This is a genomic window from Methylophilus glucosoxydans, assembly GCF_042676145.1.
GTDB classification, from domain to species: Bacteria; Pseudomonadota; Gammaproteobacteria; order Burkholderiales; family Methylophilaceae; genus Methylophilus; species Methylophilus glucosoxydans.
The window spans coordinates 286,616-304,043 of the sequence record NZ_JBHTJW010000003.1; the positions used below are offsets into that span (position 1 = coordinate 286,616).

At 53.4% G+C, this 17,428-nt stretch carries 15 protein-coding genes; 11 read left to right on the plus strand and 4 right to left on the minus strand.

Annotated elements, in window-relative coordinates; translation table 11 throughout:
- Positions 1 to 2 precede the first annotated feature (2 nt).
- The 3 genes from ACFQ1T_RS13080 (at position 3) to ACFQ1T_RS13090 (ending at position 3,144) form a co-directional block, all read left to right on the plus strand.
- The gene (locus ACFQ1T_RS13080; RefSeq protein WP_379077505.1) at positions 3 to 1,172 is read left to right on the plus strand and encodes an FAD-dependent monooxygenase; all 1,170 of its coding nucleotides are present in this window, start codon (positions 3 to 5) and stop codon (positions 1,170 to 1,172) included.
- The gene (locus tag ACFQ1T_RS13085; RefSeq protein WP_194747160.1) at positions 1,162 to 2,370 is read left to right on the plus strand and encodes an FAD-dependent monooxygenase; all 1,209 of its coding nucleotides are present in this window, start codon (positions 1,162 to 1,164) and stop codon (positions 2,368 to 2,370) included. Before ACFQ1T_RS13080 ends, ACFQ1T_RS13085 begins: the two co-directional genes overlap by 11 nt.
- A gap of 93 nt (positions 2,371 to 2,463) precedes the next feature.
- A complete protein-coding gene (locus tag ACFQ1T_RS13090) occupies positions 2,464 to 3,144 on the plus strand; it encodes a DsbC family protein (protein WP_379077697.1) in 681 nt (226 codons plus the stop codon).
- Positions 3,145 to 3,240: 96 nt separating this feature from the next.
- Here ACFQ1T_RS13090 and ACFQ1T_RS13095 read toward each other — a convergent pair whose 3' ends face one another.
- Both ACFQ1T_RS13095 and pilB read right to left on the minus strand, forming a co-directional pair.
- A complete protein-coding gene (locus ACFQ1T_RS13095) occupies positions 3,241 to 4,464 on the minus strand; it encodes a type II secretion system F family protein (RefSeq protein ID WP_194747158.1) in 1,224 nt (407 codons plus the stop codon).
- 33 nt (positions 4,465 to 4,497) lie between these two features.
- Positions 4,498 to 6,219: a type IV-A pilus assembly ATPase PilB gene (pilB, locus tag ACFQ1T_RS13100; RefSeq protein ID WP_313983824.1), complete on the minus strand. Its 1,722-nt coding sequence runs from the start codon at positions 6,217 to 6,219 to the stop codon at positions 4,498 to 4,500.
- 347 nt (positions 6,220 to 6,566) lie between these two features.
- Here pilB and ACFQ1T_RS13105 point away from each other — a divergent pair, with 347 nt between their 5' ends.
- The gene (locus ACFQ1T_RS13105; protein ID WP_013441419.1) at positions 6,567 to 6,770 is read left to right on the plus strand and encodes a cold-shock protein; all 204 of its coding nucleotides are present in this window, start codon (positions 6,567 to 6,569) and stop codon (positions 6,768 to 6,770) included.
- A 78-nt stretch (positions 6,771 to 6,848) separates the two neighbouring features.
- Here ACFQ1T_RS13105 and icd read toward each other — a convergent pair whose 3' ends face one another.
- The gene (gene icd, locus ACFQ1T_RS13110; protein WP_379077511.1) at positions 6,849 to 8,087 is read right to left on the minus strand and encodes an NADP-dependent isocitrate dehydrogenase; all 1,239 of its coding nucleotides are present in this window, start codon (positions 8,085 to 8,087) and stop codon (positions 6,849 to 6,851) included.
- A gap of 10 nt (positions 8,088 to 8,097) precedes the next feature.
- Here icd and ACFQ1T_RS13115 point away from each other — a divergent pair, with 10 nt between their 5' ends.
- Both ACFQ1T_RS13115 and ACFQ1T_RS13120 read left to right on the plus strand, forming a co-directional pair.
- On the plus strand, positions 8,098 to 8,649 hold the full coding sequence (locus ACFQ1T_RS13115) for a pseudouridine synthase (protein WP_194747155.1): 552 nt from the start codon (positions 8,098 to 8,100) through the stop codon (positions 8,647 to 8,649).
- Positions 8,646 to 9,350: a type 1 glutamine amidotransferase gene (locus ACFQ1T_RS13120; RefSeq protein WP_194747154.1), complete on the plus strand. Its 705-nt coding sequence runs from the start codon at positions 8,646 to 8,648 to the stop codon at positions 9,348 to 9,350. Before ACFQ1T_RS13115 ends, ACFQ1T_RS13120 begins: the two co-directional genes overlap by 4 nt.
- Before the next feature lie 21 nt (positions 9,351 to 9,371).
- Here the strand turns inward: ACFQ1T_RS13120 and ACFQ1T_RS13125 are convergent, their stop codons facing one another.
- Positions 9,372 to 10,247, minus strand: a complete 876-nt coding sequence (locus tag ACFQ1T_RS13125) for a lysophospholipid acyltransferase family protein (RefSeq protein ID WP_379077515.1) — start codon at positions 10,245 to 10,247, stop codon at positions 9,372 to 9,374.
- Between the two features lie 116 nt (positions 10,248 to 10,363).
- On the opposite strand from ACFQ1T_RS13125, the gene ACFQ1T_RS13130 reads away from it, so the two are divergent.
- The 5 genes from ACFQ1T_RS13130 to edd all read left to right on the plus strand — a co-directional run bounded on the left by ACFQ1T_RS13130 (position 10,364) and on the right by edd (position 17,395).
- Positions 10,364 to 11,149, plus strand: a complete 786-nt coding sequence (locus tag ACFQ1T_RS13130) for a lipopolysaccharide kinase InaA family protein (RefSeq protein ID WP_379077518.1) — start codon at positions 10,364 to 10,366, stop codon at positions 11,147 to 11,149.
- 6 nt (positions 11,150 to 11,155) lie between these two features.
- Complete coding sequence (locus tag ACFQ1T_RS13135; RefSeq protein ID WP_379077521.1) at positions 11,156 to 12,121, plus strand: glycosyltransferase family 9 protein; 966 nt, start codon at positions 11,156 to 11,158, stop codon at positions 12,119 to 12,121.
- Entirely contained in the window at positions 12,118 to 13,566 is a 1,449-nt protein-coding gene (locus tag ACFQ1T_RS13140) for a lipopolysaccharide kinase InaA family protein (protein ID WP_379077524.1), read from the plus strand. The genes ACFQ1T_RS13135 and ACFQ1T_RS13140 overlap by 4 nt, the downstream gene beginning before the upstream one ends.
- Positions 13,567 to 13,603: 37 nt before the next feature.
- Positions 13,604 to 15,325 (plus strand): carbamoyltransferase family protein, encoded by a 1,722-nt coding sequence (locus ACFQ1T_RS13145; RefSeq protein ID WP_379077527.1) that lies wholly within the window; start codon positions 13,604 to 13,606, stop codon positions 15,323 to 15,325.
- Between the two features lie 255 nt (positions 15,326 to 15,580).
- Positions 15,581 to 17,395, plus strand: coding sequence for a phosphogluconate dehydratase (edd, locus tag ACFQ1T_RS13150; protein ID WP_194747148.1), 1,815 nt, complete (start codon positions 15,581 to 15,583; stop codon positions 17,393 to 17,395).
- Positions 17,396 to 17,428: the final 33 nt, after the last annotated feature.

The following is a 17,428-nucleotide window of genomic DNA, read 5'->3' on the forward strand; positions in this document are numbered from 1 at the left end:
GCGTGCAATTGATTGAACATCCCGTCGTGATTGGTGGCGGCCCGGTCGGGTTGGTGCTGGCCTTGTCTTTGCAGCAGGCTGGTGTGCCGGTCACCGTGCTTGAAGCGCAGGCGCCAGGCGCCATGTACGGCGATGGCCGCGCCTTGGCCTTGTCTTTTGGCACGCGCCAGGTGCTGGAGCAATTGCAAGTATGGTCCATGTTGGCCGATGCGGTCACTGCCATTGAAACCATTCATGTGTCACAGCAAAAAGGTTTGGGCCGCACCGTGCTCAAAGCACAAGAGCATCAGCTACCGGCGCTGGGCTATGTGGTGTCTTATGGCGTGTTGATGCGGGCGCTGGATGCGCGCCTGGCGCAATTGACCACTGGCATTAAGCTGCATTACGAAGCCCCGGTGACGGACTTGCAGGTGCATGCCAGTGCCGCCGATATTGTATATACGGCAGCGGATGGGCAACGGCACTCACTGTCTACGCCGTTAGCGGTGGTGGCCGATGGCGGCCGGAGTCTGGAGGCTATTCCGGGCTTGCAGCGCGACACCAAGCATTATGGACATGATGCACTGGTAGGCCTGGTGCAAACTGAACTGCCACACCGGCAGGTTGCCTACGAGCGCTTTACGCCACGTGGCCCGATGGCGCTGCTACCGAATGGCGACCAGTTTTCACTGGTGTGGACGGGCGAGCAGGCGTATATAGACGAGATTGCTGCGCTTGATGATGCCGCCTTTTTGCACGCCCTGCATGCTGCCTTTGGTGACCGCGTCGGCCGCTTTCTGCATGCTGGAAAACGCTTCAGGTTCCCGCTTAAATTAAGCAAACTGGAACAAACGTTTGCGGCGCATTGCGTGGTCATCGGCAATGCGGCGCAAACCATGCATCCAGTCGCCGGCCAGGGCTTTAATGTCGGCATCCGTGATGCGGTGGCGCTGGCCGAGAATGTGGCGTCTACGGCATCGCATGAGTGGGGCGCTGACCACCGCTTGCTCGCCTACCAGGCGTCCAGACAGCGTGATACCGGGCGTGGCTTGCAGTTTACCGATTTTCTGGTCAATGTATTTTCAAATGATTTGATCGGGGTGGGCGTGTTGCGTGGCGCGGGGCTGGGGATGCTCAGCATGTTGCCGATGGCCCGGCGTTTTCTGGTGGAAAAAATGAGTTATGGACGCTGAAAAGCACTTGATGCAGACAGACGTAGTGATTGTCGGTGCTGGGTTGGTGGGGCTGACCGCTGCCATCGCCTTGTCCCGTCTGGGCAAGCAGGTGGTCCTGACGGATGCCAAGCCACCGTTTGAGCTGCCAGCAGGCTGGGCCGACGATCAGTTAGACTGGGACAGCCGGATCTATGCGCTGACCAATCAAACCATGGACTGGTTAGCTGAGATTGGCGTCTGGCAGCATGTGCCTGCGCAGCGCGTGAACCCGGTCAACGCCATGCATTTATGGTCACCGACGCAGCATCATGTCCTGCCCAGCCTGAGCCTGACAGCCAAGGAAGCGCATCTGGCCCAAATGGGCTGCATTGTCGAGAGTCAGGCCTTGATGCAGGCGTGCTGGACTGTGTTGGCAGACGCCGACGTAACGGTCATCACCGACGCACCGGCGCAATCCTTGCAACAATTTGGTCATCAAATCCGTGTAGCATTGCCGCAGCAAACGATAGAAGCACAATTATTGATAGGCGCAGACGGCGCGAGTTCATGGGTGCGCTCGCAGTGTGGCGTCGGCGTGGAGCAAGTGGACTTTGCGCAGACGGCGCTGGTCACCAATTATGTTGCCACACAAGCGCATCAACACGTGGCAAGGCAGTGGTTTGGTGCCCATGAAACGCTGGCCTTGCTGCCGATGCCTGAGCAGCAGGTGTCATTGGTCTGGGCCTTACCCCACGCCGAGGCCGCCCGCATGCAGGCGCTGTCTGCCGGTGAGCTGGCAGTCGCAGTTGAACACCGCTGTGGTCAGGTCTTGGGCCCACTGACGCCTAATGGTGCTGTGGTGGCGTTTCCCCTCAGGCAGAATACAGCTGAAACCATGGCGTTGCCCAATATCCTGTTGCTCGGTGATGCCGCACACCAGGTGCATCCTATGGCCGGGCAGGGGGTCAATTTGGGCTTCGAAGATGTGCAAGCCTTATGTGCGGAAGTCGCACGCTTGCCGGGCATTAAGCCCTTGGGGGATGTTAACGTGCTGCGGCATGTCATGCGTGGCCGTCAACGCGATATCCGAAGCATGCATGCCCTGACGCGAGGACTGGATTTTCTGTTTGCGCGTCCACAGGCACTGTGGACGCATGCCGCCTTGCTTGGCTTACGCGGCGTTGAAAACAGTGCTATGCTGAAACGTTTTTTAATTCGCACCGCGACGCAAGCGTAGCGCCCGGTGCACGTTCGAGAAAGAGTTGGTATGAAAAAATACAACGCAACGGCTGTCATCAAGGCCTTGGGGGCCCTCTGTCTGCTGTGGTCTATGGGCAGCGTGGCAGATGAAGCCAGTCTGAAGAAACAGATCGAGAGTGCCTATCCAAAATTCAAGGTGGATAGCGTGACCAAAACCCCTTACGCCGGATTGTACGAAGTGTACATGGGTGGCCAGATCATCTATACCGATGATAAATTCAGTTTTTTGATAGCTGAAGGCCGCCTGGTAGATCCGAAAACCAAAAAAGACCTGACCGGTGAGCGTATGGATGAGCTCACTAAAATTGATTTTAATACGCTGCCTCTGGATCAGGCCATCAAGGTGGTCAAAGGCAATGGCAGTCGCAAGCTGGTGGTGTTCTCGGATGTGGATTGCCCATTCTGCAAGCGTCTTGAGCAAAAAGAGCTCACCAACATTAACGATGTCACCATTTACACCTTTTTGTATCCGATTGAACAGCTGCACCCGGATGCGGCCAACAAATCGCGTAGCATCTGGTGTGCCAGCAACCGTGTAAAAGCCTGGCAAGACTGGATCATGAACAACAAGCTGCCGACCACTACTGCCAAGTGCGATGTGCCGCTGGAAAAAGTCGGCGAACTGGCGCATAAAGTCGGGGTCAACAGCACGCCGACCATGTTCTTTGAAAACGGTAAACGCATGCTGGGTGCGCAGCCTTATGATGAGATTGAAAAGTCCTTGCAGGCTGCTAGCAAAAAAGCCATGTAAGCACGGTGTATATTCATTTGCGTTAAAAACAAACAAGGGGCGTAAAGCCCCTTGTTTTTTACCCGGTTGTTTTATCACGCAGGCGCGTGTATTTGCCTAGCCGCCACCACTGACCACTTTACCCATTTTGAAGATGGGCATGTACATGGCCACCACCAGCCCGCCAATCAGCACGCCGAGCACCACCATGATCACCGGTTCCATCAGACTGGAAATTGCCGCGACCGCATCATCGACTTCGCCCTCATAAAAATCGGCCACTTTGGTCAGCATGCTGTCCAATGAGCCAGACTCTTCACCAATCGCGGTCATCTGGATCACCATATTCGGGAAGACATTGGTGTTTTGCATGGCTACGGTGAGACTGGTCCCGGTACTGACCTCGCTTTGAATTTTTTTGGTGGCATCAAAATACACTTGATTGCCAGAGGCCCCTGCCACAGAGTCCAGCGCTTCTACCAGCGGCACGCCAGCGGCGAACATGGTTGAGAGCGTACGCGCAAAGCGGGCAATGGTAGCTTTGCGGATGAGTTCACCAAAAATAGGCAGGCGTAGCATTAGCCGATCCATGGTCGCCTGTAGTTTTGCCGAGCGTTTCCAGGTATAGAAAAAGAACCACAGGCCGCCACCCAGACTACCAAAAATGGCCCACCACCATTTTACAAAAAAGTCTGACAGGTTAATCACTACCACTGTCGGGCCAGGCAAGTCTGCACCAAAGCTGCTGAACAGCTCTTTGAACGAGGGCACCACAAAAATCATGATGACGGCGGTAATGACAAACGCCACCACGATAATCGAGGTCGGGTATACCAGCGCTGATTTGATCTTGCTTTTGATGGCGAGGATTTTTTCCTTGTAGGTTGCCAGGCGTTCCAATAAGGCATCCAGAATCCCGGCTTGCTCGCCAGCGCCCACCAGATTGCAAAATAACTGGTCAAAATGCAGCGGGTATTTACGGAAGGCCGCGCTCAGGCTGCTGCCTGTTTCAACATCGGCCTTGATGTCGCCCAACAATTTGGAGACCGCAGGGTTGTGGTGGCCCTTGCCGACAATGTCAAACGCCTGCAGCAAAGGCACGCCGGCTTTCATCATGGTCGCCAGCTGGCGGGTGAACAGCGTGACATCTTTTTCTGACACCTTGCCTTTGGTCGCCAGCGAACTTTGCTTTTTCACTTTGCTGACACTGATGCCCTGGCGGCGTAAGGTCGCATTGACGACGGCCTCGCCGTTGGCGCGCATCTCGCCCTTGACCAGCTTGCCTTTGCGGTCTTTACCTTCCCACAAATATACAGATTGTTTGATATTGCCAGTCGCCATAATGTCTTCTTAAAAAGTGAATGCCTACCCGTGTTACTCGTTGGTGACTGCTTCGACTTCCTCAATCGAGGTGAGTCCCTGTTTAACCTTGAGCAAGCCAGACTCGCGCAGATCTTTCACACCTTCGCGTTTGGCCTGCGCGGCAATGTCCATGGCGTTGCCATGAGACATGATGATGCGCGCGATTTCCTCGGTGATCGGCATCACCTGATAAATCCCCACCCGTCCCTTGTAGCCATTGTTACAATGTTCGCAGCCCCCTGGTTTGGCACCGTATAACTGCCAGCTGCCATCCAGATCAGCTTCAGTAAAGCCCACTTTCAATAGTGCTTCCTTGGGGACATTCAGCGGCACTTTGCAATGCTTGCACAACCGTCTTGCCAGGCGCTGTGCAGTAATTAACGTCACGGCAGAGGCAATATTGAAGGGGGCGACTCCCATATTTAATAAACGGGAGAGGGTAGTGGGCGCATCGTTGGTATGCAGGGTGGACAGCACCATATGCCCGGTCGATGCGGCCTTGATGGCCATATCTGCAGTTTCCAGGTCGCGGATCTCACCAATCATGATGATGTCCGGGTCCTGACGCAAAAAGGATTTAAGGGCTGCAGCGAAGGTCAGCCCCTGTTTGTCATTGACGTTGACCTGATTAATGCCCGCCAGCGGAATTTCGGCCGGATCTTCTGCGGTAGAGATATTGACGCCTGGGTCATTGAGCAAATTCAGGCAGGTGTACAGCGAGACGGTTTTACCCGAACCGGTGGGCCCGGTGACCAGTACCAGACCGTATGGGCGGTGAATGGCCTTGAGTAGCGCCTCCTGTTGTGGTGCCTCGTAGCCCAGTGCCTCAATGCCCAGCGTGGCACTGGAGGGATCCAGAATCCGCATGACAATTTTTTCGCCATGGATCAGTGGCAAAGTGCTGACACGGAAATCAATTGCGCGTGTTTTCGACAGGATCAGCTTCATGCGGCCATCCTGCGGAATTCTTTTTTCCGAGATGTCCAGATTAGAAATCACCTTGATGCGTGAAGCCAGCTTTTCCTTGATGGCCAGCGGGGGCTGCGACATATCCCTTAACACGCCATCGACGCGAAAGCGGATACGGTAAAATTTTTCATAAGGCTCAAAGTGCAAGTCAGACGCGCCCATATTAATGGCGTCCATCAAGATTTTTTGCAGGAACTTGACCACAGGGGCATCATCGACTTCCTGCATGATATCCGCTTCTGGCTCTTCGCTGCTTTCCTCCAGGCCAAGATCAAAATCATCCCCGCTGGCATTGAGTGCAGACATGCTGGTGTCTTTGGATTCGACAATTTTATCTATCCATTTGCCCAGTTTGTCATCTTCCACCACAATCGGGAACAAGGTTGCACCCATTTGAAACTGGATGGTGTCCAGCGCATGCAGATTGGTCGGGTCAGACAGGGCAATATAGGCCACATTGCCCTTTTGTTGCAGCAGCAGCACGCGATGCGACTGCATCAGTTTGATATCAATGCCTTTGTCAGGCAGCAGATTCTGTTCAAGCGCATCCAGGTCAAAAAAAGGAAAACCAAACGCTTGTGAGGCAGAGAGCGCGATTTCTTTGGGTGAGATTTTCTTTTGTGCCAGCGTCGCGGCGAGGAAGCTGGCTTTTTGGCTCTGACATTTTTCTTGCAGGGTGGCCGCTTCTTCTTCACTCATCAGCGAAGATTGCACCAGCATGCGGGCCATGCCGCCCAGTTTTTTTGTGCTTTCCAGTGTGGCCATAGCGTTCTGAGTCTGTTTCCAAAATCCTTAAATACGCCGTTTAATCGACTGATATAACAATACTTTCTACCTCAGTATATGGGGTCCAGGCGGGATTCAAATCGCAGAAAAGACGCGTTCTGATGCAGCTTTTGTGCAAATTTTAGGGAGTTTTCTTGACTTAACTCAAAAGATACAAAAATAGTCTTGACTTTTAAATTATGCTCACTTATAAATCCTTAAGGCGTTTGGGTTCAGGTTTTTTGTGGCCGTCTTTAAGTAAAGCAAAGCTTGTTTATTGCGACTGGAGTACTTGAGACAAACTTTTGGGGGCGCCTCCCTGTTAAGTAAAAAAGTAAGGAAGTAAAATGGCAACAGGTACCGTAAAGTGGTTTAACGACTCTAAGGGCTTTGGATTCATTACTCCGGATGATGGTGGTGACGATTTGTTCGCGCACTTCTCCGCAATCGTTGAATCTGGTTACAAAAGCTTGAAAGAAGGTCAGCGCGTATCCTTTGATGTGACTGAAGGTCCAAAAGGGAAGCAGGCCTCCAATATACAAAAAGCATAATTTTTGTTTTAGGGGTAAAAAATACAAAACGGCTCGCCATAGCGAGCCGTTTTTTTATGCTGGGCCTTGCGTGTCTGCTTACGCCATCTGTTTGATAATCTCGTCACCAAACTCAGCGGTGCCCACTTGCGTCGCGCCTTCCATCTGGCTGCTGAAGTCGCCGGTCACGCGTTTGCTGGCGATGGCCTTGGCCACACCGTGCAACACCAGGTCCGCAGCTTCCACCCAGCCCATGTGGCGTAGCATCATTTCGGCTGACAAGATCAGGGAGCTGGGGTTGGCCAGGTTTTTACCGGCGATTTTAGGCGCGGTACCATGTGTAGCTTCAAACATGGCAACGGTGTCGCTCAAGTTCGCGCCTGGGGCAATGCCAATGCCGCCGACTTGTGCTGCCAGCGCATCACTCATGTAGTCACCGTTCAGGTTCAGTGCAGCGACAACATCGTAATCTTCAGGATGCAACAGAATCTCTTGCAGGAAGGCGTCGGCGATACAGTCCTTGATGACGATGCCGTTCGGCAGTTTGCACCATGGGCCACCATCAATCAGTTCTGCGCCAAACTCTTCTTTGGCCAGCTGGTAGCCCCAGTCACGGAAGCCACCTTCGGTGAACTTCATGATGTTGCCCTTGTGGGTGATCGTGACTGATTTGCGGTTGTTATCAATCGCGTATTGAATGGCTTTGCGGATCAGGCGCTTGCTGCCATCGATGGAGACTGGCTTGATGCCGATGGAAGAGGCTTCAGGGAAGCGGATTTTCTTGCGTACACCCATGTCGCTCAGGAAGTTGATGACTTTTTTCACTTCCTCCGTGCCAGCTGCCCATTCGATGCCAGCATAAATGTCTTCAGTGTTTTCACGGAAAATCACCATGTCGGTTTTTTCAGGGTGTTTGACCGGACTAGGCACGCCTGTGAAATACTGGATAGGGCGCAGACACACGTACAAGTCTAGCTCTTGGCGCAAAGTCACATTGAGTGAACGGATGCCGCCACCAACCGGAGTCGTCAGCGGCCCTTTGATTGAAATCACATAGTCTTTGAGTGCGGCCATGGTTTCGTCAGACAACCAGGTGTCTTTGTCATACAGCGTGGTGGATTTTTCACCGGCATAGACTTCCATCCATGAAATTCTGCGTTTGCCGCCATAGGCTTTTTCAACCGCAGTATCCACAACTTTGATCATGGGGGGCGTGATGTCAACGCCGATGCCATCGCCCTCGATAAACGGGATAATAGGTTGGTCAGGAACATTTAGGGTATTATCAGCATTGACGGTGATTTTGCTGCCAGTGGCGGGCACCTTGATTTTAGACATAGCACTTTCCATGTTATTACTGTTTAACAAACCCTTTAACGTCGTATGCCAGTTTACTGCGCATGAAAAACACCCGACGCTCAAGGACTATATTCCGATTCCCAACGTTTATGCCGCCGGGCGGTTAGATACCGATTCTGAGGGATTGCTTATTCTAACCGATGATGGCGCATTACAACATCGTTTGAGCCATCCCAAGCACAAACAGGTCAAAACCTATTGGGCGCAAGTGGAAGGCGCTCCTACACAAGCAGATTTGATGCCATTGCTGCGCGGCGTCGATTTGGGCGATTTTGTCACGCAGCCGGCGCAGGTCAGAATCATCGATGAACCTGACCATTTATGGCAGCGTGACCCGCCTATTCGGGCGCGCAAACAGATCCCGACCACCTGGCTGGAGATTAAAATCAGTGAGGGCAAAAACCGCCAGGTACGGCGGATGACCGCGCACGTCGGCTTTCCGACCCTGCGCCTGATCCGTTATGCGATTGGGCCTTACACATTGGACGGAATCTTGCTTGGGCAATATCAGGAAGTCAGTTATAAGAAGGTAATGTCATGAAACAGGTGGTGGTATTCAGGCACGCTTGCTGCGAGGGTGCTGGTTATTTGGGCACTTTTTTAGCGCAGCATGCCATTCCTTGGTGCGAGGTGCGCATTGATAAAGGCGAGCCCGTGCCTGACTCAGTCGAGGCATATAGTGGCATTGTGTTGATGGGCGGCCCCATGAGTGTCAACGATGACCTGCCCTGGATTCCGCCTTTACTCCAATTGATTCGCCAGGCAGTAGAAAAAGATGTCCCTTTGCTTGGGCACTGCCTGGGAGGGCAGTTAATCAGCAAGGCGTTGGGCGGTGTGGTGAGTAAAAACCCGGTCAAAGAAATAGGCTGGGGACAAGTGCAGGTGGCAGACGATCCTGCCGCACGAGACTGGTTTGGTGACTTGCAAGTGTTTAACAGCTTTCACTGGCATGGCGAAACGTTTTCGGTGCCGCAAGGGGCAACGCATGTGTTATCCAGCCCGTATTGCGTCAACCAGGCTTATGTCATGGGCAAACATATCGGTTTGCAATGCCATATTGAAATGACACCCGACATGGTCAAAATGTGGACGGAGCAATGGAAAAACGATATTGCCACCTCGGCCGCCAGCCCAGCGGTCCAGTCTGCAGAGACCATGCTGGCAAAAGTGAGCGAGGATTGCGACGTCTTGCACGCGGTCGCCGACAAGGTGTATAGCCGCTGGATTCAGGGCCTGGTCTAGCGCCATCTTCGCATGGGCGAGTTAGTGCTTGTCCTCCATTCCGCTCTGTTTAAGCTGCAGTTTTTGCATGGCATAACGCCTTTGTTTGTAACGGTTGTATTGCCACAGGTATTGCACCGGGCATTGGGATACCTGCCGCTCAATCGCCTGGTTCAGCAGTGCGGGCGTCTGTATGTCTTCGACCTTGGACAGATGGATATGAAAGCCTTCGCCAGCAGGCAGGCGTTCACCAAACGCCATAATGACCGTTGCGCCTGATTTCACGGCCAGTTTGCTGGCTAGCCCCATGGTATAAGCCGGTTTGCCAAAAAAATCGGCCCATTCGCCTTCACCATTTCGCGGAATCTGGTCAGGTAAAATGCCAATCGCTTCCCCACGTTTGAGCGCTTGCAGCAGTTTTTTGACCCCCGCGGCGTTGGCTGGCGCCAATGCAACCTGGCCTTTTTGCCTGCCTTCTTGTAGCAGGCCTTCCAGCCAGGTCAGTTTGGGGGGGCGATAGAGCACGGTGATCGGGTGTTGGCTACCATAATAAATAGAAGTGATCTCAAAGCAACCCAGATGTGGTGTGAGAAAAATCAGGCCTTTACCCGCACGTTGTGCTGCTTCAACCAAGTGCCAGCCAGTCGTCGCTTTTACCAGTGGCAGCAAGCCGGATTGTGGGGCGCCCCAGATAAATAGGGATTCCATCAGGGATTTACCGGCTTCTATCCGGCTATCTTTGGCCAGTTGCTGAACTGCTGCCTTGTCTTTGCACAGGCCACTTTGGTGAATATTCTCAATAGCGATGCCGGTACTTTTTTGATCAAGATGCCAGCTTAATCGACCAATCACTGCGCCCAGACGGTGGACGCAGCCTAAGGGTAACTTTGAAAGCCATTTGCAAAAAAACACCAACATCAAAAAATCTGCCTCGTGGAAAATCGCACTCAGGGTGCATTCTGTTAAAATCCACCCCCTAATCCTGCCATATTAACAAATCGTCGTTTGCTAACCCGTCTATTCGCTGATTAATTTTGAAAATAAGTGAGATTCAACCCGAAGAGGGCCGTGTCCGCGATGCCCTGATTGCGCAGCGCATGGACCACTTTGATGCCTGGTGGCAACTGGTGATTGCCTGGCTGGAGCCACCCAATCTGGAAAGAGGCGGTTGGAGTGGGGTCGGGCGCTGGCAATTGCCATGTGCTGATCATCAACTGGTTGAACTGTATGTGAAACGCCAGCAGAACCATACCCGCTTTAGCTGGCGCTGTCCCTGGCGTGGCTTGCCGACCTTTATGGTTGAATATGACATGCTCAAGTACTTACGGGCGCAGGGGGTGAGGGTGCCCGAAGTGGTTTATGCGGGCGTGCGCGATGTGCCAGCGGGCCGTCAGGCCATCCTGGCCACGCAGGCACTGCAAGGCTATGAGGAGCTTACTCCGTATTGCACGGCTGCCAATATGACTGCCAATCCGCCGTTGCTGATCGCTGTCGCACAGGCGTTAAAAACATTGCACGCTGCGGGCATACAGCATCGGGCGCTATACCCCAAGCACCTGTTTGTCCGCGCGCTGCCTGAGCACGAAACGTCTGGCGCTTATGAGATTGCATTCATTGATCTCGAAAAAGCCAAGCATATGTGGCTGCCAGCCTGGCAACGCTTGCGGGATTTGCGGCAATTCATGAGCCGTTTGCAGGATTGGCCGGACAGCCTGTTGTATCAGCTGTATCAAGCCTATGCAAGCGAGCATGGCCAGTGTTACCAACGCTGCGGCTGGTGGTGGCTGCGCTGGGGATTGAAGCGTTTAAACAAGAGATAATGAAACATGGTTAATTCACTGTTAATACTGACATCGAGTAGCACGGGCAATAATATCTTCTGTACGCCGGCTATCCGGTTTTTGCGTAAGCATCTGCCACAGGCACGCATTGATGTGGTCGCGCTGAATGCCCTGAGCGCACAGGTGTTTGAACACAACCCGGCCATCAACAAGCTGTGGGTGACCAGTAGTCTCCGCCGCGTCAATAAGCTCGCGCAAGACTATGACGCGGTACTGGCGTTTAATAAAAATGCGCTCAAAAAGCTGCCTTTTAATGATCCGCGCCTGCAATTGGCGACCATCGATAAAACCGATGTGCATTATGCCGAACAGCTGCTAGGCTTTTGTCAGCAATGGTTGAGCCAGCAGCTACAGCGCCAGATTGAAATCACCGATGAAGACCGTTGCTATGCGATTTACAGCGCGCCTGGTCAGGTGAGCTTGTTGTCACGCTTTGAGGTGCAGCCTGCAGACACCGTGATCAATATTCACCTGGGCTGTGGCACCACGCTATTGCATGGCTGGAAGTTTTTTTACGCCAGGCGTGCCGATGATAAAAAACTGTGGTCGATTGATGCCTATATTGAATTGGGACAATTGCTGGTCCAAGCCATCCCGGGCGTACGGCTGGTGATTACTGGCACCAGCAATGAAGCCTTTCTGGCAAAGAAATTTGTCAAGGCGGTGCCTAACAGTATTAACCTTGCAGGCAAAACCACGGTGGCAGACTTGCGCCAGCTGATGGAGCGCTCCAATCTGTTTATCTCACATGATTGTGGTGTATTTCACGTCGCGGCTGCCGCCCAAGTGCCGATGCTGGGACTGTTTGGCCCGACCAATCACTTGTTGACCGGGCCTTATCCGCAACGCGCCAACCGGCAATTGATTAAAAAAGACAGCATGGCGGACATACGCCCGCAAGAAGTATTGCAGCAGGCGCTCTTGCTGCTGGGACGACCTGCGCAAGCATGACCCTGCGCCAGTTAACCTCGCCGGGCCCCATCCGCCTTGAATTTACCATGGACGCCCAGCCGCCCTTGCAACTGGACACGCTGGTCCGCGTGCTCAAGGAGCGGCGCTGGGTGTTGCGGGGGACTTGGGATGGCCAGGCGATCTATGCCAAGCTGTTTGCGGGCAAAGAAGCGTCACGTTACGCCACGCGGGATGCGGACGGCGTGCGCCGCATGCTGGCTGCGGGCATCCGTACGCCAGCCTTGTTATGGCAAGGCACGCTGCATGACGGCACCCAGCTGCTAGCCGCATTGATTTATGCTGCTGTTCCCAATGCGGTCAATGCCGCAGAGGCTTATTCGGTAGAGCCTGCAGAGGGCAGATATGCTTTGTTGGCGCTGCTGGTAGAGGCTTTGGCAGCACAGCATGTCGCAGGATTGTGCCAAACCGATTTGCATTTAAAGAATTTTTTATTGGCAGAAGGCGTGGTCTGGGCCATTGATGGTGATGGGATCCGTCAGCGAACACTGAGCCGCAAACAGGCGCACCTGCAACTCGCTGAGTTGATTTCGAAGTTGCAGGTACTGGATCAGATGCAGTGGACGCAACGGCTACTGGATGTCTATTTGCATGCACGCGGCTGGCCGCGCAGCCTCACCGCTGCACAAGTATTGGCCTGGGGGCAACAGATGAAGACGCGTGAGGTGGAACACTATGTCACGCGTAAAATTTTCCGAACCTGTAGCGATGTGACCTGGCAACAGACGGCTCAAAGTGTGCAGGCGGTCAGTACCGCTGGCGGATTGCATCCCACGGACTTGCCTGCGCTGGAAGTGGCCATGCATGTGGGGCAGACCCTGAAGGCGGGCAACACCTGCACCGTAGGACATACCCAGTTGCAAGATCAGCCTGTCGTGATCAAGCGCTATAACATTAAAAATGCTTGGCATGCCTTGAGCCGGGCCTGGCGGCCCAGCCGGGCGGCCGCCTCGTGGCAAAATGCACACCGCCTGCAATACTACGGCATGCTGACCCCGCAACCCATGTTGATGTACGAACGCCGTTACTGCGGGCTGCGTGGCCGCGCGTATTTTGTCTCTGCATTTAGCCCTTGGCCCGATGTGCTGACCTTTTTTCAGCAGTCTCGCGATCCTGCGCTTGAGGCGCAGGTGGTGGAGCAATTGGTCATGCTTTGTTATCAGTGGTATCTGCTCAAAATATCGCATGGCGACCTCAAAGGCAGCAATTTGCAGGTCACCGATCAAGGCCAGATCGTGGTGATTGATCTCGACAGCATGCGCCAGCATCACTGTGCGCAAATGGCCTTGCGCGCACATGCACGCGACCTGCGGCGGCTGCTGCAAAATTGGAAACCGGATAGTTCACTGTATAATGCGCTGGTGGATAGATTTAAAACGGTTTATCCAGACCATACGCCACTCACCCTGGCGGGCATTTCCATTTAATCCATTCGATTGATTTGATCGTTACGCGAGTTTCTGCATGATTGTGTTAGGTTTATCCGGTGCCTTGGGGCATGATGCTTCGGCTGCCATTCTGGTAGATGGCAAAATTGTCTCTGCGGCAGAAGAAGAGCGCTTTATCCGCGACAAGCACGCCAAAAATCACTGGCCTTACGAAGCGGCCAAGTTTTGCCTGAAACAGGCGGGCATTTCCCCTGAACAAGTCGATATCGTGGCTTTCCCTTATGGTGAAATTCCGCTGACTTCGGCTGCGCGCTGGCATTACGCTAGGCGCTACTGGTACGCACCAGACCGTGCACTGGACGCCATTTTTAATGGCAACCGCCGTTTCCGTCGCAACCGCGACAAATCACTCAAATTGATGGAAGAGCTTGGGTTGAGCAAAGCCAAATATGTGCCGGTTGAACACCATCTGGCGCATGCTTCCAGTGCTTATCATCTGAGTGGCTTCAAGGAAAAAACCGCCATTGTCGGCATTGACGGCAAAGGGGAATATGCCACCACGTTTTTTGGCTATGGGGAACATGGCAAGATTCACAAAATCAAGGAATTCTATGACCCGGATTCACTGGGTGGCCTGTATGGCGCGATCACCGAGTTTCTTGGATTTGAGATGCTTGATGGTGAATTTAAAGTCATGGGTATGGCGCCGTATGGCGACCCGAACAAATATGATTTGAGCCGCCTGGCCAAGTTTGAAAACGGTGAGCTCATCATCAACACCGAATACGTCAACGTGGTCGGTTTGCGCCGTTACAAAGAAAATGGCAAAGGCTACTACTTCACGCCCAAACTGATTGAATGGCTAGGCCCCAAGCGTGAGGGCGACGAGATTGACGACCCGTATATTCATTACGCTGCCAGTGTACAGAAGCTGCTGGAAGACCTGGCTTTGCAGATGATTGAATATTATCTGGGTGATATTCTGCGCGAGACCGGCAAGATTGTGATGGCAGGCGGCGTTGCGCTCAACGTCAAGCTGAATCAGCGCATTATCGCCTTGCCACACGTGAAAGAATTATTTGTACAGCCTGCTTCTGGCGATAACGGTACCAGTCTGGGCGCGGCCACTTACGCTGCACATCTGGCGGGCGAAAGTATCCATAAAATGGAACACGCTTACCTCGGGCCTTCTTACACCAATGAAGAATGTATTGCCGCCTGTGAAGCGCATCCGTCCAAGCCTGTTTTTACCCGTGTAGAAGATGGCCCACGTAAAGCGGCAGAATTACTGGCCGCGGGGAATCCACTCGCCTGGTTCCAGGGGCGCATGGAGTTTGGCCCGCGTGCCCTGGGTTGCCGCAGTATCCTGGGTGACCCCAGCTTTCCTGGCGTGGCGGACCGCATCAATGCCCAGATCAAATACCGTGAGCGCTGGCGGCCATTCTGCCCCAGCATGCTGGACCGCGTGGCGGAGGATATTCTGCAAACCGACCATCCGGCGCCTTACATGACCTTCACCTTTGATGTGAACCCGGCCTGGAAAAACCGCATTCCGGAAGTGGTCCATGAGGACGGCACGGCACGTGCGCAGGTTGTGACCAAAGCCACCAATCCACGCTACTACGCGCTGATTGAGCATCTGGAGCAACTGCGTGGTAATGGCGTGGTGCTCAATACCTCGCTTAACCGACGCGGCGAACCGATGATTTGTAGCCCGACCGATGCCCTGAATATGTTTTATGGCTGTGATCTGGAATATCTGATGCTGGAAGATATTCTGGTGACCAAATCTGCTTGATGTCTGACTACATTCCATGAGTGTCAATGCACTACGCGAAAAAGAGGAATATTGTTTTAAGTCATTGAATCCTCTGAAAAAATGTTGGATTCGGGTAATTCAATTTGACGTAGTGCAGCAGTTTGGAGATAATCGGGGGTAGGGAGCCTGTTTGGATTCATATATCTTCACCCTATACTGTGACGCAATAGCAAGTTCAAAGCAGTTCACCAGGATAGTTCATCAGGTAGTTAAAACACAGTTGAGCGATAGTCAATGAAACAATCTCACATTGAAGTAACAGAACGCATCATCGAGCGTAGCCGTCCGACCCGCAAGGCGTATTTGCAGCGCATTGATGATTACCTGAACCGTGAAAAAGGCCCGGACCGCTTGGGCTGTGCCAACGTGGCACACGCGTTTGCGGCCATGCCACAAAACGACAAATTCAAGATTTACGCCGAGAAGCCGACACACGTCGGTATCGTCACTGCTTACAACGAAATGTTGTCCGCCCATCAGCCGTATGTGAACTATCCGGATATTATTCGTGATGAAGCACGCAAGCATGGCGCAACCGTGCAGGTGGCCGGTGGCGTGCCTGCCATGTGTGATGGGATTACCCAGGGCGAGCCTGGCATGGAGCTGAGCCTGTTCAGCCGCGATACCATTGCCATGAGTACGGCCATTGCCTTGTCTCATGACGTGTTTGATGCAGCATTACTGCTGGGCGTCTGTGACAAGATCGTGCCCGGCCTGTTGATCGGCGCCTTGCATTTTGGGCATTTGCCATGTGTATTTGTGCCAGCGGGCCCGATGAGCACTGGCATTGATAACACCTCGAAATCCAAAGTGCGTGAAAAATATGCACAAGGCTTGTGTGACCGTGATGAGTTGCTGGCCAGCGAATCTGCGGCTTACCACGGTGCCGGCACCTGTACCTTCTACGGTACGGCCAACAGTAACCAGATGTTGCTGGAAGCCATGGGCTTGCACGTGCCAGGGGCGGCTTTTATCCACCCGCATGATGGCATGCGTGAAGACTTGACGCGTGAAGCGGTGCGTCTGGTAGTGCAAAACGCTAAAAAAGATAAATTCGTGCCGATTGGCCGTCTGGTAGATGAGCATGTGATCGTGAACGCGATGGTGGCTTTGCTGGCTACTGGCGGTTCCACCAACCATTTGATTCACTGGGTAGCGGTTGCGCGTGCTGCGGGCATTATCATTGACTGGACAGATTTCCATTATCTGGCTAAAGGGACGCCACTGCTGGCCAGTGTTTATCCAAACGGTAAGGCAGATGTCAACGAATTCCAAGCAGCTGGTGGGCCAGGTTTTGTGATCCGCGAACTGATCGAAGGCGGTTATATGTATCCGGATGTCTACACCGTGAGTGGCGGCGGCATGCGCGATTACGGTAAAAAGCCGGAAAAAGAAGCGGACAAGCTGGTGTGGAAAGACTACCCGGCCGAAAGTGGTGATGAAACCATCGTGCGCACAGCCTCGCATCCGTTTAACGAGTCCGGTGGCCTGCGTCTGCTCAAGGGTAACCTTGGCCGCAGCGTCATCAAGATTTCTGCCGTCCCTGAAGACCGTCACATCATCGAGGCGCCAGCCATTGTCTTTGATGCGCAAGAAGAATTGCTGGCCGCGTTTGACCGCGGTGAGCTGGAGCGTGACTTCATTGCTGTCGTGCGCTTCCAGGGCCCTAAAGCCAACGGCATGCCAGAGTTGCATAAATTGACACCACCACTTGCTGTGTTGCAAAACAAGGGCTTCCGGGTGGCGATTGTAACGGACGGCCGCATGAGTGGTGCTTCAGGCAAGATTCCTGCTGCAATTCACTTGAGTCCCGAAGCCAGCGCGGGTGGTCCGATTGCCAAAATCCGCAATGGTGACATCATCCGCCTCAATGGTACCGTCGGTCAGTTGAATGTGCTGGTTGATGAAGACACCTGGGCTGAGCGCGAGGCTGAAGAGCTGAGCGATGCCAAACGGCATTACAACGCCCATGGCTTGGGCCGTGAGTTGTTTGGTGGCATGCGCAGGAATGTGCTGTCTGCAGAAGAAGGCGCCGTTACCTGGTTGTAAATGCACATTGCGTCGCAATACGTCGTTGCAGTT